The sequence below is a fragment of the Streptomyces sp. NRRL S-118 genome (assembly GCF_000716335.1).
In the GTDB taxonomy this organism is placed as follows: domain Bacteria; phylum Actinomycetota; class Actinomycetes; order Streptomycetales; family Streptomycetaceae; genus Streptomyces.
This window is the reverse complement of record NZ_KL591009.1, coordinates 82,894-103,440: the sequence shown is the minus strand read 5'-3', so window position 1 is coordinate 103,440 and position 20,547 is coordinate 82,894. Positions and strand designations below refer to the sequence as shown.

The window sequence follows — 20,547 nt, the reverse complement described above, 5'->3', positions numbered from 1 at the left end:
AGGAACTCATTGGATCGTAGTGCGCTTGCGCCGGGCGGCAGCGACCTGCCCGGCGACGACCACCAGCACGGCGATGACGAACATGGCCGTACCGATGACGTTGATCTGTACGGGCGTGCCGCGCTGCGCCGAGCCCCACACGAACATGGGGAAGGTGACGGTCGAGCCCGCGTTGAAGTTGGTGATGATGAAGTCGTCGAACGACAGCGCGAAGGCGAGCAGCGCGCCCGCCGCGATGCCGGGGGCGGCGATGGGCAGGGTGACCCGCAGGAAGGTCTGCACGGGACCGGCGTACAGGTCCCTGGCGGCCTCCTCCAGGCGTGGGTCCATGGACATCACGCGCGCCTTGACCGCCACCACGACGAAGCTCAGGCAGAACATGATGTGGGCGATGAGGACCGTCCAGAAGCCCAGCTCGGCGCCCATGTTGAGGAACAGCGTGAGCAGCGAGGCGGCCATGACGACCTCGGGCATGGACATCGGCAGGAAGATCAGCGAGTTGATCGCGCCGCGGGCCCGGAAGCGGTAGCGGACGAGCGCGAAGGCGATCATCGTGCCGAGCAGGGTGGCGCCGAGCGTCGCCCAGGCGGCGATCTGGAGCGACAGCGCGAGCGAGCCGCACAGGTCGGCGACGCCGCACGGGTCGCGCCAGGCGTCGGTGGAGAACTCCCGCCAGGAGTAGTTGAAGCGCCCCGCCGGCTTGTTGAACGAGAACACCATCACGACGACGTTCGGCAGGATCAGGTACGCGAGGGTCAGCAGACCCGCGATGACGACGAGGTTCTTGCGGAGCCAGCGCATCAGACCAGGTCCTCCGTTCCGGCCCGGCGGATGTAGACGGTGACCATGATCAGCACGATGGCCATCAGGATGAACGACAGCGCGGCGGCCGTCGGGTAGTCGAGCACCCGCAGGAACTGCGACTGGATGACGTTGCCGACCATCTTGGTGTCGGTCGAGCCGAGCAGCTCGGCGTTGACGTAGTCGCCGCTCGCCGGGATGAAGGTGAGGAGCGTGCCCGACACGACGCCCGGCATCGACAGCGGGAAGGTCACCTTGCGGAAGGTGGTGGCGGGCGACGCGTACAGGTCCTTCGCAGCCTCGTGCAGGCGGCCGTCGATCCGCTCCAGCGAGGTGTAGAGCGGAAGGATCATGAACGGCAGGAAGTTGTACGTCAGACCGCACACCACCGCCATGGGGGTGGCGAGGACGCGGTCGCCCTGGGTCCAGCCCAGCCAGCCGGTGACATCGAGGACGTGCAGCGCGTCCAGCGCCCCGACGACGGCGCCGCCGTCCGCGAGGATCGTCTTCCAGGCCAGCGTGCGGATGAGGAAGCTGGTGAAGAACGGGGCGATGACGAGGACGAGCAGCAGGTTGCGCCAGCGGCCCGCCTTGAAGGCGATGAGGTACGCGAGCGGGTAGCCGAGCAGCAGGCACAGGACGGTCGCGGTGCCGGCGTACAGCAGGGACCGGACGAACTGGGGCCAGTACTCGGTGAAGGCCTCCCAGTAGGTCGCGAAGTGCCAGGTGACCTCGAAGCCCTTCTCCAGGGAGCCGGTCTGCACGGAGGTCGACGCCTGGTAGACCATCGGCAGCGCGAAGAAGACGAGCAGCCAGAGGATGCCGGGCAGGAGCAGCCAGTACGGGACGAGCCGCTTGCGGGTGGCAGTCTTCCGAACGGCCGGCCGGTCCGGCGCGTGCGGTGCGGGTGGTGCTTCGGTGATCGTCACGCGGCGTCCTCCACCGTTTCCGCGCCCGCGTCGCCCACTGTCCCCGCCAGCATGGACTGAGCCGCGTCCAGGCCGAAGGTGTGGGCCGGGTTCCAGTGGAGGACCACCTCGGCGCCGGGGGCGAGCCGGGAGTCGCGCTCGATGTTCTGCTCGTACACCTGGAGGCCGGTGCCGGCGGGGCTGTCGACGAGGTACTGGGTGGAGACGCCGATGAAGGAGGTGTCGACGATCCGGCCGGTGACCCTGTTGCGCCCGTCGGCGATCGCGCCCGCGTCGTCGGCGTGCGCGAGCGTGATCTTCTCCGGGCGGATGCCGACGAGCAGCTTGCCGCCGCCGCGGGTGTCGGCGGAGCACCGGTCCGCGGGCAGCCGCAGCTTGCCGCCGCCTGCCGTGACGGTGACGTCCGAGCCCGCTTCCACCACTTCGGCCTCGATGAGGTTGGACGTGCCCAGGAAGTTGGCGACGAAGGTGGTGCGGGGGTTCTCGTAGAGGTCGGCCGGCGCACCCAGCTGCTCGACCCGGCCGCCGTTCATCACCGCGACCGTGTCGGCCATGGTCATGGCCTCCTCCTGGTCGTGGGTGACGTGGACGAAGGTGATGCCGACCTCGGTCTGGATGCGCTTGAGCTCCAGCTGCATCTGGCGGCGCAGCTTGAGGTCGAGGGCGCCGAGGGGCTCGTCGAGGAGCAGCACCTGGGGGTGGTTGATGAGCGCCCGGGCGACGGCGACGCGCTGCTGCTGGCCGCCGGAGAGCTGGTGCGGCTTGTGGCCCGCCTTGTCGCCCAGCTGGACGAGGTCGAGCATGTCGCCGACCTGCTTCCTGACCGACTTGATGCCCCGGCGGCGCAGGCCGAACGCGACGTTCTCGTAGATGTTCAGGTGCGGGAAGAGGGCGTACGACTGGAAGACCGTGTTGACGGGCCGCTTGTACGGGGGAAGGTCGGTGACGTCCCGGTCGCCGAGGAAGACCGTGCCGGTGGTGGGCTCCTCCAGGCCGGCGATCATGCGCAGCGTGGTGGTCTTGCCGCAGCCGGAGGCGCCGAGGAGGGCGAAGAAGGAGCCCTGCGGGACGGTCAGGTCGAGGGGGTGGACGGCGGTGAAGGAGCCGTAGGTCTTGCTGATCCCGGAGAGGCGGACGTCGCCACCGGAGTTCGTGCTGTCAGTCATGGGTCGCGATCCCAGGGGGTGTCGGGGGCGGGCGATGGTGGCGGGCTCAGGCACCGATGAGCTTGGCGAACTTCTCCTCGTACGCCGTCTCCTCCGTGCTGCTGAGGGAGCGGAAGGCACGGGACTTCGCGGCCATCGCCTTGTCGGGAAGGATCAGGGTGTTCGCCGCCAGCGCGGGGTCGATCTTCGCGAGTTCGCCGCCCACGCCCTCGACCGGGCAGACGTAGTTGATGTACGCGGCGAGCCGGGCGGCGTTGGGGAGCTCGTAGTAGTAGTCGATGAGCTTCTCGGCGTTGGTCTTGTGCCGGGCGCCGGCGGGGACGAGCAGGTTGTCGCTGGAGGTGATGTAGCCGGCGTTCGGGATCGCGAACGCGATGTCGGGGTTGTCGGCCTGGAGCTGGATGACGTCACCGGCCCAGGCGAGGCAGGCGGCGATGTCTCCCTTGTTGAGGTCGCCGGTGTAGTCGTTGCCGGTGAAGCGGCGGATCTGCTGGGTGTCGACGCCCTTCTGGAGGCGGCCGAGGGCCGCGTCGAAGTCGGCGTCGGTGAACGTGCCCGGGTCCTTGCCCATGTCGATCAGCGTCATGCCGATCGAGTCGCGCATCTCCGAGAGGAACGCGACCCGCCCCTTGAGCCTGGGGTCGTCGAGGAGCTGGGTGACCGAGTCGACCTTCCGGCCGCCGGTGGCCTTCTTGTTGTAGGCGATGACCGTCGAGATGCCGGTCCAGGGGTACGAGTGGGCACGGCCGGGGTCCCAGTCGGGGCGGCGGAACTGGGGGGAGAGGTTCGCGTACGCGTGGGGGAGGTTGGCCGGGTCGAGCTTCTGCGCCCAGCCGAGCCGGATGATGCGGGCGGCGAGCCAGTCGGTGACGCAGATGAGGTCGCGGCCGGTGTCCTGGCCGGCGGCGAGCTGCGGTTTGATCTTGCCGAAGAACTCGACGTTGTCGTTGATGTCCTCGGTGTACTTGACCGCGATGCCGGTGCGCCGGGTGAAGGCCTCCAGCGAGGGCCGGTGCTTCTCGTCGTCGCTGATGTCGATGTACTGCGTCCAGTTGGAGAAGCTGAGCCGCTTTTCCTTCGCCGAGTGGTCGGTGGAGGCGGGACCGTCGCCCTCCCGCTCGGCGGGCGGGATACCGCAGGCGCTCAGGCCGGCGAGACCGCCGAGCGTGAGCGCTCCGGCGCCCGAGGCACGCAGCATGGAACGGCGGGTGAGGGCTCCCCGGCCGTTCGCCATGCTGCGCCGCATCGCGGCGACCTGTGCCGCGGAGAGGCTGTCGGGCTCGTACTGCTCCATGCGCTGTGCCTTTCGGGTGGTGTGGCGGCGGCCGCTGGTCGGGCGGGCCGCGGGCGTGGCTATCGGTCCCCGAAGATCGTCCGGTGCCAGTCCTTCCTGGCGACCGCCGTGTTGTCGTACATCACGTGCTTGACCTGCGTGTACTCCTCGAAGGAGTAGGTTGACATGTCCTTTCCGAAGCCTGATGCCTTGTATCCGCCGTGCGGCATCTCGCTGATGATCGGGATGTGGTCGTTGACCCAGACGCAGCCCGCCTTGATGTCCCGGGTGGCGCGGCCGGCCCGGTAGACGTCACGGGTCCAGGCCGATGCGGCGAGGCCGTACGGGGTGTCGTTGGCCAGCCGGATGCCCTCGTCGTCGGTGTCGAAGGGCAGCACCACGAGGACCGGGCCGAAGATCTCGGCCTGGACGATCTCGCTGTCCTGCGGGGCGCCGGTGATCAGGGTCGGCCGGTAGAAGGCGCCGTCGTCGTGCGGGGCGGCCCCGCCGGTGACGACGGTGGCGTAGGCGCGGGCCCGGTCGACGAAGCCGGCGACGCGGTCGCGCTGGGCGTGGCTGATGAGCGGGCCGAGGTCGGTGTCCTCCTGGAAGGGGTCGCCGAGGCGCACGGAGGCCATCAGGTCGGCGACCTGCTCCACGAAGGCGTCGTACAGCGGGCGCTGGACGTAGGCACGGGTGGCGGCGGTGCAGTCCTGGCCGGTGTTGATCAGCGCGCCGGCGACCGCGCCGTGCGCGGCGGCCTCCGGGTCGGCGTCGTCGAAGACGACGAAGGGGGCCTTGCCCCCCAGTTCGAGGTGGAGGCGCTTGACGGTGGCGGTGGCGATCCCGGCGACGCGCTTGCCGACGGCGGTGGAGCCGGTGAACGACGTCATCGCCACGTCCGGGTGCCCGACGAGGTGCTCCCCCGCCTCCCTGCCGGCCCCGGTGACGATGTTGACGACGCCGTCGGGGATGCCCGCGTCGGTGGCCGCCTGCGCGAACATCAGGGAGGTGAGCGGCGTGAGTTCGGCGGGCTTGAGGACGACGGTGTTGCCGGCGGCGATGGCGGGGAGCACCTTCCAGGCGGCCATCTGCAGCGGGTAGTTCCAGGGCGCGATGGAGCCGACGACACCGATGGGCTCGCGGCGTACGTAGGAGGTGTGGTCCCCGCTGTACTCCCCGGCCGACTGGCCCTGGAGGTGGCGGGCAGCCCCCGCGAAGAACGCGGTGTTGTCCACCGTGCCCGGCACGTCGAACTCGCGCGTGAGCTTGATGGGCTTGCCGCACTGGAGGGACTCGGTCCGCGCGAACTCCTCGGCCCGTTCGGCGAGCCGCCCGGCGAAGCGGTGCATCGCGTCGGACCGCTCGCCCGGTGTCGCGCCGGCCCAGCCGGGCAGCGCGTCGCGGGCCGCCGCGACGGCCGCGTCCACGTCGGCGGTCCCGGCGAGCTCGTAGGTGAGGACGTCCTCGCCGGTGGCGGGGTCCACGACGGTGTGCGTACGGCCCGACGTGCCGGGCCGCGCGCGCCCGCCGATGTACTGCGCGCCCGCGGCGAAGCGGTCGCGCGCGTCCTTCACCTGGAAGCGGTTGCCCATGACGCTCTCCGTTGTCCCGGCTCGAATTGAGTGCCGATCCTGACAGAGGGATGCCTACCCAACAAGGGATTCCGTTGTTGCCTTTTGGTTACGCGACGGAATCGGTCGACCATGTGTCGGGTGCGGGCGGAAAACCCGGTACGGAGTGTCCGTGGCGGCTGCCACACTCGCGTGCATGGAGACGATCGAGGACCTGTTGGAGCAGGTCAACCGGGGCGCGCGCATGAAGTACCTGCACTTCTGGGGCCACCGGCCGAGGCCCGACGGAAGGATCGGCGCGAGCTGCCTGAGCCAGTGGTGGCCGGCGCCGTTCACGGTCGACGGCGTGAGGTACGCGACCGCCGAGCACTGGATGATGGCGTCGAAGGCCCGGCTCTTCGGCGACGCGGACGCCGAGCGGCAGGCCGTCGAGGCGTCGAGCCCGGCCGCCGCGAAGAAGGCGGGGCGGTTGGTGCGCGGCTTCGACGAGGCGATATGGGCGCGGGAGCGGTTCGGCATCGTGGTGGCGGGCAGCGAGCACAAGTTCGGGCAGCACCCGCAGCTGCGGGACTTCCTGCTGTCGACGGGCGGCCGCGTGCTGGTGGAGGCGAGCCCGATGGACCGCGTCTGGGGCATCGGGCTCGCCGCGACCGACCCCCGCGCCGGGAACCCCGCCCAGTGGCGCGGCCTGAACCTCCTGGGCTTCGCCCTGATGACCGCGCGGACCCGGCTGCGCGCGTCCGGAGCCTGAGCCCGGGAGCCCGGGCCCGGGCTCCTATGCCCCGGCCACCCAGGGGGTGGCGTCAGTCCCGGGTGATGACCAGGGACGTCGCGAAGGGGTCGCTGTCGTCCTCGGAGGAGTCGCGGTTGTTCTCGCTCTGCACGATCGCCCAGACGACGAAGGCCAGGAACGCCGCGCTCACGACCGTGCCGATCGCGCCCAGGATGATTCCCGCGGTGGCCATGCCGCCGTTGTTGGCCTCGCCGCGCTGGACGCGCTTGCGGCCGACGATGCCGAAGATCAGGGCGAGGATGCCCAGGATGATGCCGAGCCCGTACATGCAGAAACCGGCGGTGGCGATGATGCCGAGGACCATCGAGGTGATGCCCATGCCGTTGGCGGGCCCGGCCTGCCAGCCGGCGTGGCCGTAGGCGGAGTAGCCGGGATACCCCGGGTACCCGTACCCGTTGGTGGCCGGCGGCGGCGCGGCGGGCACCCCGGGAGCCGGGTAGCCGTACGGGCCCGGCGCCGGCTGGGCGGGCCCTCCGGGGGCTATCGGAGGCGGCGGTACCTCCCCCGCGGCCGGCATGGACGTCACCGTGGGCTGGTCGTGCACCGGCGGCCTGTTCGGTACGGCCGCGTCCTGGGGAGACCTGCTCTCCGGCGGAGCCCAGGGATCGTTCGGCTCGCTGTTGTCTGGCATGGGCCCTCCCCCATCGTGTCCCGTCATGCTAACGGCCGCCCTACGATGATCCCTGACCAGCCCGGCCCTGCCCACAGGAGGCCCCGATGACCGATCTGCACCCCTTCATCGCGGGGCTGCCCAAGGCGGAGCTCCATGTCCACCACGTCGGCTCCGCGTCCCCGCGCATCGTCTCCGAACTGGCTGCCCGCCACCCGGACTCCAAGGTGCCCACCGACCCCGAGGCGCTCGTCGACTACTTCACCTTCACCGACTTCGCGCACTTCATCGAGGTGTACCTGTCGGTGGTGGACCTGATCCGCACCCCGGAGGACGTGCGGCTGCTGACCTACGAGGTCGCCCGCGACATGGCCCGGCAGAACATCCGGTACGCCGAGCTGACCGTCACGCCGTTCAGCTCCACCCGGCGCGGCATCGACGAGAAGGCGTTCATGGCGGCGATAGAGGACGCCCGCCTCGCGGCCGAGACCGAGCTCGGCGTCATCCTGCGCTGGTGCTTCGACATCCCCGGCGAGGCCGGGCTGGAGGCCGCCGAGGAGACCACCCGGCTCGCCGTCGACCTGCGCCCCGAGGGCCTGGTCTCGTTCGGGCTGGGCGGCCCCGAGATCGGCGTGCCGCGCCCGCAGTTCAAGCCGTACTTCGACCGGGCCGTCGCCGCCGGCCTGCACTCGGTGCCGCACGCGGGCGAGACGACCGGGCCCGGGACGATCTGGGACGCCCTCAGGGAGCTGCGCGCCGAGCGCATCGGCCACGGCACCAGCGCGCCGCAGGACCCCGAGCTGCTGGCCCACCTCGCCGAGCACCGCATCGCGCTGGAGGTGTGCCCCACCTCCAACATCGCCACGCGGGCGGTCCTCGACATCGAGGAGCACCCGATCAGGGAGATGGTGCGCGCGGGCGTCCTAGTGACCGTCAACTCCGACGACCCGCCGATGTTCGGCACCGACCTCAACAACGAGTACGGCGTCGCCGCCCGGCTGCTGGACCTGGACGAGCGCGGGATCGCCGAGCTGGCCAAGAACGCCGTGGAGGCGTCCTTCCTGGACCCGGCGGGCAAGGCCCGGATCGCCGCCGAGATCGACAGCTACACCACCGAGTGGCTCACCCGCTGATGCGTCCCGTCACGGTGGTGGCGCACCGGGGCGACCCGTACCGCGTCCGGGAGAACACGCTCGCGTCGGTCCGCTCGGCGCTCGCGCGCGGCGCGGACGCGGTGGAGATCGACGTGCGGCTCACCCGGGACGGCGTCCCGGTCCTCCTCCACGACGACTCGCTGAAGCGGCTGTGGGGCATCGACCGGCCGCTGGCCCGGCTGTCCCTGGCCGAGCTGCGCGGGCTGACCGGCGAGGAGGGTGTGCCGACCCTGGGCGACGCGCTCGGCGCGGCCGGTCCGCACCGGGTGATGATCGACCTGCCGGGCGCCACGGAGGCGTCGGTGCGCGCGGTCGTCGGCACCGTCCACGAGTGCGGCGCGGCCGACCGCGTGTACTACTGCTCCAGCGCGGCCGCGATGCTGCTGGTGCGGGCCTCCGATCCGGCCGCCGAGATCGCGCTGACGTGGACGACGCTCGCCCCGCCCCGGCCCGTCCTGCTCGACGCGGTGGCGCCGCGCTGGCTGAACTACCGCTTCGGGCTGGTCGGCCGGGCGCTGACCGAGCGGGTCCACCGGGACGGGCTGCTGGTCTCGGCGTGGACGGCCGACACGCGCCGGACCATGCGCCGGCTGGTCGCGTGCGGGGTGGACTCGATCACCACCAACCGGGTGGACACCCTCGCCTCGGTGCTCGCGGGCCGCGGATGAGGGGCCTGCGGGGGAAGCCGTGGGCGACCGACATCGGCCTCGCACTGCTGGTGCAGGCCGCGATGACCATGCCGTTCGTCGTGCCGCGCGCTCCGGACCTGCCGCCGGCGACCTGGACGGCGTACGGGCTGACGACGCTGACGGTGGTGCCGCTCGTGTGGCGCCGCCGGGCGCCGATCGCCGTGCTGGTGGCGGTCCTGGCGACCAGCGCCCTGTACGAGCTGGCGGTCGACGGACCGGGCCAGCCGCTGCCGTACACCGGGCTGGTCCTCGTCCACACGATCGCGTCCCTGTCGCCGCGCCGCACCCGGCTGGCCGTGCTGGCGTTGCTGCCGGCGCTGATCACCGTGTCGGTGTGGCTCAACACCCGCTCGGCACGGGAGCTGTCGTTCTCGCTGTTCGTGTTCGGCGCGGCGTACGCGCTGGGGCGGCTGTCGGACACGCGGCAGCGGTACGTCGCGGAGATGGCCGCCGCCCGCGAACGGGCCCGGATCGCACGGGAGATGCACGACATCCTGTCGCACGCGGTGAGTCTGATGGTGGTGCAGGCGGAGGCGGGCCCGGTCGCGGTGCGTGCGGCTCCCGAGCGGGCGGAGGCCGCGTTCGAGGCGATCTCCGGGACCGGCCGGGAGGCGATGGTCCAGCTGCGGCGCATGCTCGGGGTGCTGCGCGAGGAGGACGACGCCCCGCGGGTGCCGCAGCCGGGCCCGGCGGACGTCCCGGCGCTGCTGGAGCGTGTCAGCCGCAGCGGCCTCGACGTCTCGTACGACGTGACCGGCACCGCCCGCGCGCTGCCGCCGGACCTCGGGACGACGGTGTACCGCGTGGTGCAGGAGGCGCTGACGAACACGGTCAGGCACGCGCGGGCGGGTTCCGCGGCGGTGCGTCTGGCGTACGGGGAGGGCGAGGTGGAGATCACGGTGACGGACGACGGGCGCGGACCGGCCGGCGGGAGGACCCGCGAACCGGCCGGCGGCCACGGGCTGGCGGGGATACGGGAACGGGCGGCCGCGCACGGCGGGACGGCCGCGCACGGCCCGGGCCCCGGGGGCCGTGGGTTCCAGGTCGCGGTGACGCTGCCGCTGGCCCGGGAGGTGACGGTGTGATCCGCGTGGTGGTGGCGGACGACCAGGAGCTGGTGCGCAGCGGATTCGCCATGATCCTGGACGCCCAGCCGGACATCGAGGTGGTCGCCGAGGCGGTCGACGGTGCGCGGGCCGTCGACGCGGTCCGGCTGCACGCGCCCGACGTGGCGCTGCTGGACGTCCGGATGCCGGTGATGGACGGCATCGAGGCGTGCCGCGCGATCACCGCCGCGGACGGCGGCTGCCGCGCGGTGATGCTGACGACGTTCGACTCCGACGAGTACGTGTACGAGGCGCTGCACGCGGGCGCGAGCGGTTTCCTGCTGAAGGACGTGCGCCGCGACGACCTGGTGCACGCGGTGCGGGTGGTCGCGCGGGGCGACGCGCTCCTGGCCCCGTCGGTGGCGCGCCGCCTGATCGAGGAGTACACCTCCCGCGGGGTGCGGCGCGCCGACGGCGGCCGGCTGGAGGTGCTGACCGCCCGGGAGCGGGAGACGCTGCTCCTGCTCGGGCGGGGGCTGTCGAACGCGGAGATCGCCGCCGAGCTGGTGGTCAGCGAGCACACCGTGAAGACGCACGTCGGGAACGTGCTGGCCAAGCTGGGCCTGCGCGACCGGATCCAGGCGGTCATCTGCGCGTACGAGACGGGCCTGATCGCCGCCGGGGATCCCCCGCGCGAGGGAGGCGGGGCCGCGCGATACCGCTCGCTCCGGCGATCCGCGCGGCGGCCCGCCTGACCAGGATGGGAGGCGCCGACAAGGGCTCGATCACCTGGAGTTGAACCATGCACGCACGTACGCGCGCGCTCGTCGCGGCCGCTCTCGTCCTCGGTGTGACCGCGGGGCCGCTCGCCGTTCCCGCGGGCGCCACGCCGCCCGTCGTCCGCACCCAGGACGGCCCGGACGCCGGTGCGCTGGGCGCCGCCCTCGCCGGGCTGCCCGACGCCGGTACGACGGCCGCGCTCGTCCGGGTCGGCGGCACCGGCGGCACCTGGCGCGGCAGCGCGGGCGTCCACGACCTGGCGACCGGCCGGCCCGCCGACCCGGACGCGCGCTTCCGCGCCGGTTCGGTGACGAAGGTGTTCACCGCGGCGGTGGTCCTGCAGCTGGCGGGCGAGGGCAGGCTGGGCCTGGACGACCGGGTCCGCGACCACCTGCCGGAGCTGATCCCGGCGGCGTACGGCGGGGTCACCGTGCGCCAGTTGCTGAACCACACGCACGGCCTGCCGGACGGCGACTTCCCGGGGAAGAACCTGGAGGAGTGGTACGCCCACCGCTTCGACGTGCACGACCCGAGGGCGATCGTGGCCTCCGCCACCGCCAAGGAGCGCGTGGCCCCGCCCGGGGAGGTGCAGCGCTACAGCAACATCGGCTACACCGTGGCGGGCCTGCTCGTCGAGCGGGTCACCGGTGACGCGTACGCGGACCAGGTCACCCGCCGCATCCTGCGCCCGCTCGGACTGCACGGCACGTACTTCCCGGGTGCCTCGCCGGTGATCCGCGGTCCGCACAACCACGGCTACCAGGTCTTCCCCCTGCCCGGCGGGTCCACCGAGCTGCGGGACGTGACCGAGTGGGGCGTCACGGACGGCTGGGCTGCGGGCGACCTGGTCTCCACCACCGCCGACCTGGAGCGTTTCCTGGTGGCGCTGTTCCGGGGCCGGGTGGTGCGCGGACCGCTGCTGCGGGAGATGTTCACCGTCCCGGCCGGCGTGCCCGGTGCGACGATGAGCGCGGGGCTCCAGCGGTACCGGGCGGACGACGGCCGGGTGCTGTGGCTGAAGACGGGCGGCCGCTGGGGCTACAACACGGTGATCGCGGCGACCGGGGACCTCTCCCGCACCCTGGTGTACTCGGTCAACTCGACCGACGCGAAGGGCGAGGGGATGAACCCGGTGGCCGAGCGGATCATGCGGGCAGCATTCGGACGGCGCTGACGGGCTCGGTCAGGGCCGCCAGGCGCTTGATCATGCGGTGGACGATCAGCAGCGGGATCACTCCGAAGACCCCGAAGGACATGTCGATCACCGTCCACCAGAAGGGGATGCCCCGCAGGGGACCGCAGATCAGCGCGAGCGGGATGATCCCGGCGCACGCGATCATGCCGAACTCGACGACCCAGATGTTGCGGACCGGGTCGCGGTAGGGGCCGTAGAAGGCCACCGCGATGACCAGGTGCGCGAAGGCGAGCCAGTCGGTCCCGTAGAGGACGAACGGGTGGTCGCGGTCGGCGGTGTCGAGTCCGGTGCGTACGCGCCCGATCCACTCGTGGAGGCCGGGGAGGGCATCGGCGACGGGCGATGCCCAGCCGTTCAGCGCGCCGTCGGCGAGGCGCAGTTCGGTGACGAGCGGAAAGGCCGTCAGGCCGCTCAGCACCAGACAGACGATGAAAACCGCCAACCACACTCGGATGCGCCGCAGAAGGGCGCGGGTCTCGCTCATGTCGGCAGCGTACGCCGGGGTTTACGCGCCTTTTACCGGGGTCCCGGTAATACGCCCGCGGCCCTCCGCGCCGGTGCGCACCGGCCGTTGTGCGAAGATCCGACGGTGGAACCGATCAGCGCCGAAGACCCCGCCTGGATAGGTCCGTACCGCCTCCTCGGCCTGCTGGGCGAAGGAGGCATGGGCCGTGTCTACCTCGCACGCAGCGAGGGCGGCCGGACCGTCGCCGTGAAGTTGATCCTCCGTCAGCTGGCGCTGGACGGCGAGTTCCGGCAGCGGTTCGCGCAGGAGGTGTCGGCGGCGCGGCGGGTCGGCGGCCGGTGGACGGCGCCGGTGCTGGACGCGGACACCGGGGCGGCGGTGCCGTGGGTGGCGACCGGTTACATCCCGGGGCCTTCGCTGGCGGAGGTCGTCGGCGACCACGGGCCGCTGCCCGGGACCTCGGTACGCGCCCTGGCGAGCGGGCTGTCCCAGGCGCTGGAGGCGATCCATTCCACGGGGCTGGTGCACCGCGACCTGAAGCCGTCCAACATCCTGGTCACGGTGGACGGTCCACGGGTGATCGACTTCGGTATCGCCCGGGCGCTGGACGCGCAGAGCGCCGCCGGTGACGTCAGGACCCGTACCGGCGCGGTCGTCGGCTCGCCCGGGTTCATGTCGCCGGAGCAGGTGCTCGGCCGGAGCGTCACCCCCGCGTCGGACGTGTTCTGCCTGGGTGCGGTCCTCGCGTACGCGGCGACGGGGCGGACGCCGTTCGGCGGCGCCGAGAGCGGTGTCCACAGCCTGCTGTACCGGATCGTGCAGGAGGACCCGGACCTGGAGGGGGTGCCGCCGAAGCTGGCCGGCCTCGTCCGGGCGTGCCTGATCAAGGAGCCGTCGGGCCGGCCCTCGGTGGCGGAGCTGATCGAGGCGACACGCGACGCCGAGCCCGCCGGGGCGTGGCTGCCGGGCGCGCTGCTCGCGGACCTCGGTCAGCGGGCGGCGCGGCTGCTGGACGCGGAGTTGCCCGCCCCGGCCCACGGCGCGGTGCCGCACCGGCCGCAGGCGCAGCCCGTCGGGCTGCCGTACGGGCCGACGGCGTTCCAGACTCCGCCGCCGGTGCCCTCGCCCCAGCACCCTTACGGGTACGCGCCGCCGGTGCACCCGACCGGCCCGTTCCCCCCGGCCCCGGCACCCCCGGCCAACCGGTCCGGAAGCGGTGGGCGGACCGCGGCGATCGTGCTGAGCATCGTGGTGGGGCTGCCCGTGATGCTGATCGTGCTGCTCATGCTGATCGGCTGGCTCGCGGGGGACGACAAGAAGACGCCCGAGGTCAGGGAGATCGAGGGCGCGGTGCCGGACGCCTACCTGGGGGCGTGGGAGGGCACGGTCAAGGCAGGACCGGACGGCGAGTTCCAGGGGCGATTCGACATCGTCCAGGGCGAGAAGCAGGAGATGGTCGCCACCGTCACCTACACCCTGCCGTACGCGGTCTGCCGTAACCGCGCCCCGCTGGTCTCCGCCGACGACGAGAAGGTCGTCCTGGGCACGGGCAGCAGGACGAGCAGCGTGCCGGCCGACGCGGCGGGCTGTGCCAAGCCGTCACCGGAGCAGACGTTCACGGCCCAGCCGGACGGCACGCTCCTGTGGGAGTCGAGAGGGGTGTCGACGACGCTGAGGCCCGCCGAGACGAGCAGGGCGCCCGTGCACCCGAAGTTCCTCGGCACCTGGAGCCTGCCCACGGAGCCCGCGGCCAACAGCCTGCGGCTGACGATCAACCAGAACGGCATCGGCGACGACGTCGTCACCGCGACCGGCGCGGGCCCGTTCAAGGAGTGCCGGTGGAAGGGCGTCCTCGCGGGCGCGCACACCGACCGGCTCGTCCTGGGGCCGCTCGTCCCGGCGAAGACCGGCTGCCCGGTGCGCAGTTCGATGGTGCTCACCCCGGCGGGCGAGGGACGGCTGTACGTCGACCGGGTGGACCGCCCGCAGGACGTCCACCGGGAGGAGCTGAACCGCGTCACCCCCTGACACTCGCCGGGGAGGGCGCGGCGACGCATCCGGCCGGTGCGGGGCCGGCTTTCCGGGCGCCGCGGACAGGTGCCCCGCTCCCGTGCGGGGCGCCCGTGCGCGGCGCGGCCGTGTGCGCCGGGGAGTGGTGCGTCACCGACCGTGTGCGTCGTCCTCGTCGGCCTGTACCCCCTTGAGCGGTTCGCCGCCTTCGGTGCCTTCTCCGGGGCGGTAGCCCTCCGCGGCGCTCGCCGTGCCGGGGACGGTACGGCGGCCGGCCTGGCGCTCGGCGCCCGAGTGCGCTCCGGGCTCTTCCTCGGCGCGTTCGCGGGCGCGTTCCTGTGGTGTCTTGTCGTTCATGGCGCCCGGGTACCCGGGGCGGCGGGCGCGATGCGTCCGGAACGCGGCGGGCGGGCCGGGGGAGGAACCCCCGGCCCGCCCGTGCGGTGCTGCGGAAACGGTCAGCCGAGCGAGGTCATCACGTGCTTGATGCGCGTGTAGTCCTCGAAGCCGTACGCCGACAGGTCCTTGCCGTAGCCGGACTTCTTGAAGCCGCCGTGCGGCATCTCCGCGACCAGCGGGATGTGCGTGTTGATCCAGACGCAGCCGAAGTCCAGCGCCTTGGACATGCGCATGGCGCGGGCGTGGTCCTTGGTCCAGACGGAGGAGGCGAGGGCGTACTCGACGCCGTTCGCGTAGGCGACGGCCTGCTCCTCGTCGGTGAAGGACTGGACGGTGATGACGGGGCCGAAGACCTCGTTCTGGACGATCTCGTCGTCCTGCTTGAGGCCGGAGACGACGGTCGGGGCGTAGAAGTAGCCCTTGTCGCCGACCCGGTGGCCGCCCGCCTCGACCTTGGCGTGGGCGGGCAGGCGGTCGATGAAGCCGCTGACCTGCTTGAGCTGGTTGGCGTTGTTGAGCGGGCCGTACAGCACGTCCTCGTCGTCCGGCTGGCCCGTCTTCGTCTCGGCGGCGGCCTTGGCGAGCGCGGCGACGAACTCGTCGTGGATGGACTCGTGGACGAGCACACGGGTGGCGGCCGTACAGTCCTGGCCGGCGTTGAAGAAGCCCGCGACCGAGATGTCCTCGACGGCCTTGGCGATGTCGGTGTCCTCGAAGACGACGACGGGGGCCTTGCCGCCCAGCTCCAGGTGGACGCGCTTGACGTCCTTGGCGGCGGACTCGGCGACCTGCATGCCGGCGCGCACGGAGCCGGTGATGGAGGCCATGGCGGGGACCGGGTGCTCGACCATGGCACGGCCGGTCTCACGGTCGCCGCAGATGACGTTGAAGACGCCCTTGGGGACGATCGAGCCGATGATCTCGGCGATCAGCACGGTGGACGCGGGGGTCGTGTCCGACGGCTTGAGGACCACGGTGTTGCCCGCGGCGAGCGCCGGGGCGAACTTCCACACCGCCATCATCATCGGGTAGTTCCAGGGCGCGACCTGGGCGCAGACGCCGACCGGCTCGCGCCGGATGATCGAGGTCATGCCCTCCATGTACTCGCCCGCCGACCTGCCCTCCAGCAGCCGGGCCGCGCCCGCGAAGAAGCGGATCTGGTCCACCATCGGCGGTACCTCCTCGCTCCGGGTGAGCGCGAGGGGCTTGCCGGTGTTCTCCGACTCGGCGGCGATCAGGTCCTCGGCGCGCTCCTCGAAGGCGTCCGCGATCTTGAGCAGGACCTTCTGGCGCTCGGCCGGCGTGGTGTCCCTCCAGGCGGGGAAGGCGGCGGCGGCCGCCTCCATGGCGGCGTCGACGTCGGCCTGCCCGGAGAGCGGAGAAGTGGCGTACACCTCGCCGGTGGCCGGGTTGACCACGTCGATGGTCCGTCCGTCGGCGGCGTCCCGGAACTCCCCGTTGATGTAGTTGCGCAGACGACGCAGCTCGGTGGTCACTTGCCACCCCTCCTGTCGGTCTCGTGGTGCTCGGTGACTCAGGTGTCCACGTGGTGGACAGGGCCCACCCTAATCGGTGGGGCGACGATTCCGACAGGGCCGACGCTCGCCAACTTCGGATTCAGTGGTTCTGAAACACCAGAACAACGGATTTCCTCGATCTGGGCTTGCGCGACTGACGAGACTCGGTGCAGAGTGAAGACGTGGCCAGTCGAAGCGCAGAGTCCAGGACCGGAAACGGATCGTCCCCCGCGATCGATGCCGTGTCCCTGGCGATCATCGAACAGCTCCAGGAGGACGGACGCCGTCCGTACGCCGCCATCGGCAAGGCCGTCGGCCTGTCGGAAGCGGCCGTGCGCCAGCGCGTCCAGAAACTCCTCGATCAGGGCGTGATGCAGATCGTCGCCGTCACCGACCCGCTCACCGTCGGGTTCCGGCGGCAGGCGATGGTCGGCATCAACGTCGAGGGCGACGTGGAGCAGGTGGCGGACGCCGTGACGGCCATGGCCGAGTGCGAGTACGTCGTGATGACCGCGGGCTCCTTCGACCTGATGGTGGAGATCGTCTGCGAGGACGACGACCACCTGCTGGATGTGATCAACAAGCGCATCCGCACCCTCCCCGGCGTGCGCTCCACCGAGAGCTTCGTCTACCTCAAGCTCAAGAAGCAGACCTATATGTGGGGAACCCGATAGCCGTGAGCAAGGACCTCTCCAAGACCGCCTACGACCACCTGTGGATGCACTTCACCCGCATGTCGTCGTACGAGAACAGCCCCGTGCCGACCATCGTCCGCGGTGAGGGCACGTACATCTACGACGACAAGGGCAAGCGCTACCTCGACGGCCTCGCCGGCCTGTTCGTGGTCCAGGCGGGGCACGGCCGGACCGAACTCGCCGAGACGGCTTACAAGCAGGCCCAGGAGCTCGCCTTCTTCCCGGTGTGGTCCTACGCCCACCCGAAGGCCGTCGAGCTGGCCGAGCGCCTCGCGCACCACGCCCCCGGCGACCTGAACAAGGTCTTCTTCACCACCGGCGGCGGCGAGGCGGTCGAGACCGCCTGGAAGCTGGCGAAGCAGTACTTCAAGCTGGTGGGCAAGCCGACCAAGCACAAGGTCATCTCCCGCGCGGTCGCGTACCACGGCACGCCGCAGGGCGCCCTGTCCATCACCGGCCTGCCCGGCCTGAAGGCCCCCTTCGAGCCGCTGGTCCCCGGCGCGCACAAGGTGCCGAACACCAACATCTACCGCGCCCCGATCTTCGGCGACGACCCCGAGGCCTTCGGCCGCTGGGCCGCCGACCAGATCGAGCAGCAGATCCTCTTCGAGGGCCCGGACACCGTCGCCGCGGTCTTCCTGGAGCCGGTGCAGAACGCCGGCGGCTGCTTCCCCCCGCCGCCCGGGTACTTCCGGCGCGTGCGCGAGATCTGCGACCAGTACGACGTGCTGCTCGTCTCCGACGAGGTCATCTGCGCCTTCGGCCGCCTCGGCACGATGTTCGCGTGCGACAAGTTCGACTACGTGCCGGACATGATCACCTGCGCCAAGGGCATGACCTCGGGCTACTCCCCGATCGGCGCCTGCATCATCTCCGACCGCCTGGCGGAGCCGTTCTACAAGGGCGACAACACCTTCCTGCACGGCTACACCTTCGGCGGCCACCCGGTCTCCGCGGCCGTGGGCCTCGCCAACCTCGACATCTTCGAGCGCGAGAACCTCAACCAGCACGTCCTCGACAACGAGGGTGCCTTCCGGTCCACCCTGGAGAAGCTGCACGACCTGCCGATCGTCGGCGACGTCCGCGGCAACGGGTACTTCTACGGCATCGAGCTCGTCAAGGACAAGGTCACCAAGGAGTCGTTCAACGACGACGAGACCGAGCGCGTCCTGTACGGCTTCCTCTCCAAGGCGCTCTTCGACAACGGCCTCTACTGCCGTGCCGACGACCGCGGCGACCCGGTCGTCCAGCTGGCGCCGCCGCTGGTTTCCGACCAGTCCACGTTCGACGAGATCGAGCAGATCCTCCGGGCCACCCTCACCGAGGCCTGGACGAAGCTCTGATCGAGGAAACGTTCCGGGACCGCCCTCACGGTCCTTGATCGTCCGATCGTAGGCTGAACGCGGCCCGGGTCATGCCCCATCCGAGTGATGTGGGCGACCCGGGCCGCGTGCTATGAGTACACCCGGTCATGTATCCCTACGGTGCGCAGTGACCGATCGGCCTGACCTTCGTTCCCCCGTACGGGGGACCCCGATACCGAGCTGAGACCGAGGTGTACCCCATGGTGGCCCCGCCGGACAACGACGTGCTCTGGGCGCGTTCCCTCCACCACGCCCACAACGGCTCCCCCGCCCTCAACGGTGTCTCCCTCGGCGTGCGCGAGGGCGAGATCCTGGCCGTGTGCGGCCCGCGCGGAAGCGGTAAAACGACTCTGCTGCACTGTTTGTCCGGTCAGCTCGTCCCCAAGGACGGCGAGGTCTGGTTCAACAGCGCCCCCGTCCACACGCTGAACGCCGTCCAGCGCGAGCGGCTGCGACGCGACCGGTTCGGCTGGGTCGGCCCCGAGCCCTGCCTGGTTCCCGAGCTCAGCGCCTGGGAGAACGCCGCGCTGCCCCTGCTCCTGCGCGGCTCCTCGCGCCGCGCCGCCAAGGCCGCAGCCATGGAGTGGCTGGAGCGCCTCGACATCGGCGACTGCGCCCGCCGGCGCCCCTCCGCCCTGCTCCAGGCCCAGCGCCAGCGCGTCGCGGTCGCCCGCGCCCTGGCGCCCATGCCGCTCGTGCTCTTCGCCGACGAGCCGACCGCCCCGCTGCACCGCGTCGACCGGGCGCACGTCCTGCGAACGCTGACCGCCGCCGCCCGCTCGCACCGCATCACCGTCGTCCTCGCCACGCACGACCCCGACGTCGCCGCCGTGGCCGACCGCACGATCCACCTGCTCGACGGGCGGCGGGTCAACTCCGTACAGCAGCACGAAGCGGAGGGGCGCGACGCGTGCTCGCTCTCCGTCTGACCCTGGGCACCCACCCGCTGGTCCTGCTGCGCCGGCTGGGGGTCGCGGCCGCCTCGGCCGGGGCCGGCTTCCTGCTGCTGTGCGCGCTGGGGTACGCAGTGGGCCACCCCGGCGAGTCGCAGGCGGCGCTGCGGCGGCTGCTGTGGTGCGTGCTGCCGCTGGCGGCGACCGTGCACTTCGCGGTCGCCGTCGCCCGCACTGACCCGAGCACGCGCCCGCGGACCGGGCTGTCCGCGCTGGGGCTCGGCCCGGCGCGGCTGGCCGCGCTCGCCGCCGCGTCCACCGCCGTGTCCTGCACGCTCGGCTCCGCCGTCGCGCTGCTGGTCTTCCTGCACCTGCGGGGCGACCTCACGGGCCTGCCGTTCGACGGGGCGGCCGCCGAGCTGCTGGCGTCCGGGCAGCCCCTGCCGCCCGCCGCCACGGTGACCCTGCTCGCGGTCGTCCCGTTCGCGGCGTCCGTCGCCGCCGGGCTGACCCTGCGCCCGCGGCGCAAGCCGCTCCCGGAGAAGGGGGCTGCCCCGGCCGTCGAGGACCGGGCCGCCCCGCCACGCCGTACGCCCGCCGCGCCGGGCGGCCTGCCGTGGGGCGTGGCCCTGATCGCGGTGGGCCTGGCCATCGAGACGTACGCCGCCAAGGGCACCTCCGGCGCGGCGGTGACGCTGCCCCGCGAGGTCCTGGCGGGATGGGTTCTGGCCTCCCTCGGCCTCGCCCTCGCCGGCCCCGGCATCACCCACCTGTGCGGGCGGCTGCTGCAGGCGCTGCGCCCGGGAGCGACCCGGCTGCTGGCCGGCCGCGCCCTGATGGAGGAGGCATCGCGCATCGGGCGGCCCCTCGGCGTGGCCAGCGCGGTGGCGGCCGCGACCCTCACCGCCACCACGCTGTACGCGGACGGGGGCGAGAGGCCCTACGGACCGCTGACCGGGCTCGGTGCGGGGCTGGTCCTCGGGTGCACCGCGGCGACGCTGCTCATGGCGGCGCTGGAGTCCCGCCAGACCCGGGCCGACACCAAGGAGGCCCTGCTGCGGCTGGGCGCCTCCCGTGCGCTCCTGCGGACGGCCGCGGGCGTGCGGGCGCTGGCGCTGCTGGTGGTCTTCGCCCCCCTGACGTGGGCGGTCGCGGCACTGGCGGTGCTTCCCCTGCGCGGCTGAGGCGCCCGC

General features: G+C 72.0%; 20 protein-coding genes. 11 read left to right on the top strand and 9 right to left on the bottom strand.

The genetic code is table 11. The features are described 5' to 3' along the window. Positions 1 to 6: 6 nt before the first annotated feature. The 5 genes from IH00_RS0117945 to IH00_RS0117925 are packed head-to-tail and all read right to left on the bottom strand — an operon-like array spanning position 7 to position 5,764. Positions 7 to 801, bottom strand: a complete 795-nt coding sequence (locus IH00_RS0117945; protein WP_031074759.1) for an ABC transporter permease — start codon at positions 799 to 801, stop codon at positions 7 to 9. Further along, the gene (locus IH00_RS0117940; RefSeq protein WP_031074758.1) at positions 801 to 1,730 is read right to left on the bottom strand and encodes an ABC transporter permease; all 930 of its coding nucleotides are present in this window, start codon (positions 1,728 to 1,730) and stop codon (positions 801 to 803) included. The genes IH00_RS0117945 and IH00_RS0117940 overlap by 1 nt, the downstream gene beginning before the upstream one ends. Then, the gene (locus IH00_RS0117935) at positions 1,727 to 2,896 is read right to left on the bottom strand and encodes an ABC transporter ATP-binding protein (protein WP_031074757.1); all 1,170 of its coding nucleotides are present in this window, start codon (positions 2,894 to 2,896) and stop codon (positions 1,727 to 1,729) included. The genes IH00_RS0117940 and IH00_RS0117935 overlap by 4 nt, the downstream gene beginning before the upstream one ends. A 46-nt stretch (positions 2,897 to 2,942) precedes the next feature. Beyond that, entirely contained in the window at positions 2,943 to 4,190 is a 1,248-nt protein-coding gene (locus IH00_RS0117930) for a polyamine ABC transporter substrate-binding protein (RefSeq protein WP_031074756.1), read from the bottom strand. Positions 4,191 to 4,249: 59 nt separating this feature from the next. Beyond that, positions 4,250 to 5,764 (bottom strand): gamma-aminobutyraldehyde dehydrogenase, encoded by a 1,515-nt coding sequence (locus tag IH00_RS0117925; RefSeq protein ID WP_031074755.1) that lies wholly within the window; start codon positions 5,762 to 5,764, stop codon positions 4,250 to 4,252. 175 nt (positions 5,765 to 5,939) lie between these two features. Here IH00_RS0117925 and IH00_RS0117920 point away from each other — a divergent pair, with 175 nt between their 5' ends. Continuing rightward, positions 5,940 to 6,494, top strand: a complete 555-nt coding sequence (locus tag IH00_RS0117920) for an NADAR family protein (protein WP_031074754.1) — start codon at positions 5,940 to 5,942, stop codon at positions 6,492 to 6,494. 52 nt (positions 6,495 to 6,546) lie between these two features. Here IH00_RS0117920 and IH00_RS0117915 read toward each other — a convergent pair whose 3' ends face one another. Then, positions 6,547 to 7,167: a DUF4190 domain-containing protein gene (locus tag IH00_RS0117915; RefSeq protein WP_031074753.1), complete on the bottom strand. Its 621-nt coding sequence runs from the start codon at positions 7,165 to 7,167 to the stop codon at positions 6,547 to 6,549. An 86-nt stretch (positions 7,168 to 7,253) separates the two neighbouring features. Between IH00_RS0117915 and IH00_RS0117910 the strand changes: the two genes are divergently transcribed. From IH00_RS0117910 to IH00_RS0117890, 5 genes are read left to right on the top strand one after another with little or no spacing between them, the layout of a single operon-like run. Then, positions 7,254 to 8,279, top strand: a complete 1,026-nt coding sequence (locus tag IH00_RS0117910; RefSeq protein ID WP_031074752.1) for an adenosine deaminase — start codon at positions 7,254 to 7,256, stop codon at positions 8,277 to 8,279. After that, positions 8,279 to 8,968 (top strand): glycerophosphodiester phosphodiesterase, encoded by a 690-nt coding sequence (locus IH00_RS0117905; RefSeq protein WP_031074751.1) that lies wholly within the window; start codon positions 8,279 to 8,281, stop codon positions 8,966 to 8,968. Before IH00_RS0117910 ends, IH00_RS0117905 begins: the two co-directional genes overlap by 1 nt. Beyond that, entirely contained in the window at positions 8,965 to 10,074 is a 1,110-nt protein-coding gene (locus tag IH00_RS0117900; RefSeq protein ID WP_039947147.1) for a sensor histidine kinase, read from the top strand. The genes IH00_RS0117905 and IH00_RS0117900 overlap by 4 nt, the downstream gene beginning before the upstream one ends. 50 nt (positions 10,075 to 10,124) lie before the next feature. Beyond that, a complete protein-coding gene (locus tag IH00_RS0117895; RefSeq protein WP_052411467.1) occupies positions 10,125 to 10,790 on the top strand; it encodes a response regulator in 666 nt (221 codons plus the stop codon). A 47-nt stretch (positions 10,791 to 10,837) separates the two neighbouring features. After that, positions 10,838 to 11,989: a serine hydrolase domain-containing protein gene (locus IH00_RS0117890; protein ID WP_031074746.1), complete on the top strand. Its 1,152-nt coding sequence runs from the start codon at positions 10,838 to 10,840 to the stop codon at positions 11,987 to 11,989. Here the strand turns inward: IH00_RS0117890 and IH00_RS0117885 are convergent. After that, positions 11,961 to 12,494, bottom strand: coding sequence for a hypothetical protein (locus IH00_RS0117885; protein ID WP_031074744.1), 534 nt, complete (start codon positions 12,492 to 12,494; stop codon positions 11,961 to 11,963). The genes IH00_RS0117890 and IH00_RS0117885 overlap by 29 nt on opposite strands. Before the next feature lie 105 nt (positions 12,495 to 12,599). On the opposite strand from IH00_RS0117885, the gene IH00_RS41910 reads away from it, so the two are divergent. Continuing rightward, positions 12,600 to 14,504 (top strand): serine/threonine-protein kinase, encoded by a 1,905-nt coding sequence (locus IH00_RS41910; RefSeq protein ID WP_052411458.1) that lies wholly within the window; start codon positions 12,600 to 12,602, stop codon positions 14,502 to 14,504. Between the two features lie 132 nt (positions 14,505 to 14,636). Here the strand turns inward: IH00_RS41910 and IH00_RS0117875 are convergent, their stop codons facing one another. After that, positions 14,637 to 14,843 carry a hypothetical protein gene (locus tag IH00_RS0117875; RefSeq protein WP_031074739.1) on the bottom strand — a complete coding sequence of 69 codons (207 nt, stop codon included), beginning with the start codon at positions 14,841 to 14,843 and terminating at the stop codon, positions 14,637 to 14,639. Between the two features lie 101 nt (positions 14,844 to 14,944). Continuing rightward, the gene (locus tag IH00_RS0117870; RefSeq protein WP_031074737.1) at positions 14,945 to 16,381 is read right to left on the bottom strand and encodes a gamma-aminobutyraldehyde dehydrogenase; all 1,437 of its coding nucleotides are present in this window, start codon (positions 16,379 to 16,381) and stop codon (positions 14,945 to 14,947) included. A 188-nt stretch (positions 16,382 to 16,569) separates the two neighbouring features. On the opposite strand from IH00_RS0117870, the gene IH00_RS0117865 reads away from it, so the two are divergent. From IH00_RS0117865 to IH00_RS0117850, 4 genes are all read left to right on the top strand, one after another. Then, positions 16,570 to 17,076 carry an Lrp/AsnC family transcriptional regulator gene (locus tag IH00_RS0117865; RefSeq protein WP_039947143.1) on the top strand — a complete coding sequence of 169 codons (507 nt, stop codon included), beginning with the start codon at positions 16,570 to 16,572 and terminating at the stop codon, positions 17,074 to 17,076. Beyond that, entirely contained in the window at positions 17,061 to 18,440 is a 1,380-nt protein-coding gene (locus tag IH00_RS0117860) for an aspartate aminotransferase family protein (protein ID WP_078887812.1), read from the top strand. Before IH00_RS0117865 ends, IH00_RS0117860 begins: the two co-directional genes overlap by 16 nt. Positions 18,441 to 18,661: 221 nt before the next feature. Continuing rightward, a complete protein-coding gene (locus IH00_RS0117855) occupies positions 18,662 to 19,390 on the top strand; it encodes an ABC transporter ATP-binding protein (protein WP_031074733.1) in 729 nt (242 codons plus the stop codon). Beyond that, the gene (locus IH00_RS0117850; protein WP_031074732.1) at positions 19,372 to 20,538 is read left to right on the top strand and encodes a hypothetical protein; all 1,167 of its coding nucleotides are present in this window, start codon (positions 19,372 to 19,374) and stop codon (positions 20,536 to 20,538) included. The genes IH00_RS0117855 and IH00_RS0117850 overlap by 19 nt, the downstream gene beginning before the upstream one ends. Positions 20,539 to 20,547: the final 9 nt, after the last annotated feature.

Bases quoted from the DNA above. Each gene is read 5' to 3' on its own strand.
- IH00_RS0117945 (WP_031074759.1), bottom strand. From the start codon at position 801: ATGCGCTGGCTCCGCAAGAACCTCGTCGTCATCGCGGGTCTGCTGACC.
- IH00_RS0117935 (WP_031074757.1), bottom strand. From the start codon at position 2,896: ATGACTGACAGCACGAACTCCGGTGGCGACGTCCGCCTCTCCGGGATC.
- IH00_RS0117930 (WP_031074756.1), bottom strand. From the start codon at position 4,190: ATGGAGCAGTACGAGCCCGACAGCCTCTCCGCGGCACAGGTCGCCGCG.
- IH00_RS0117925 (WP_031074755.1), bottom strand. From the start codon at position 5,764: ATGGGCAACCGCTTCCAGGTGAAGGACGCGCGCGACCGCTTCGCCGCG.
- IH00_RS0117920 (WP_031074754.1), top strand. From the start codon at position 5,940: ATGGAGACGATCGAGGACCTGTTGGAGCAGGTCAACCGGGGCGCGCGC.
- IH00_RS0117915 (WP_031074753.1), bottom strand. From the start codon at position 7,167: ATGCCAGACAACAGCGAGCCGAACGATCCCTGGGCTCCGCCGGAGAGC.
- IH00_RS0117910 (WP_031074752.1), top strand. From the start codon at position 7,254: ATGACCGATCTGCACCCCTTCATCGCGGGGCTGCCCAAGGCGGAGCTC.
- IH00_RS0117905 (WP_031074751.1), top strand. From the start codon at position 8,279: ATGCGTCCCGTCACGGTGGTGGCGCACCGGGGCGACCCGTACCGCGTC.
- IH00_RS0117900 (WP_039947147.1), top strand. From the start codon at position 8,965: ATGAGGGGCCTGCGGGGGAAGCCGTGGGCGACCGACATCGGCCTCGCA.
- IH00_RS0117895 (WP_052411467.1), top strand. From the start codon at position 10,125: ATGATCCTGGACGCCCAGCCGGACATCGAGGTGGTCGCCGAGGCGGTC.
- IH00_RS0117890 (WP_031074746.1), top strand. From the start codon at position 10,838: ATGCACGCACGTACGCGCGCGCTCGTCGCGGCCGCTCTCGTCCTCGGT.
- IH00_RS0117885 (WP_031074744.1), bottom strand. From the start codon at position 12,494: ATGAGCGAGACCCGCGCCCTTCTGCGGCGCATCCGAGTGTGGTTGGCG.
- IH00_RS0117875 (WP_031074739.1), bottom strand. From the start codon at position 14,843: ATGAACGACAAGACACCACAGGAACGCGCCCGCGAACGCGCCGAGGAA.
- IH00_RS0117855 (WP_031074733.1), top strand. From the start codon at position 18,662: ATGGTGGCCCCGCCGGACAACGACGTGCTCTGGGCGCGTTCCCTCCAC.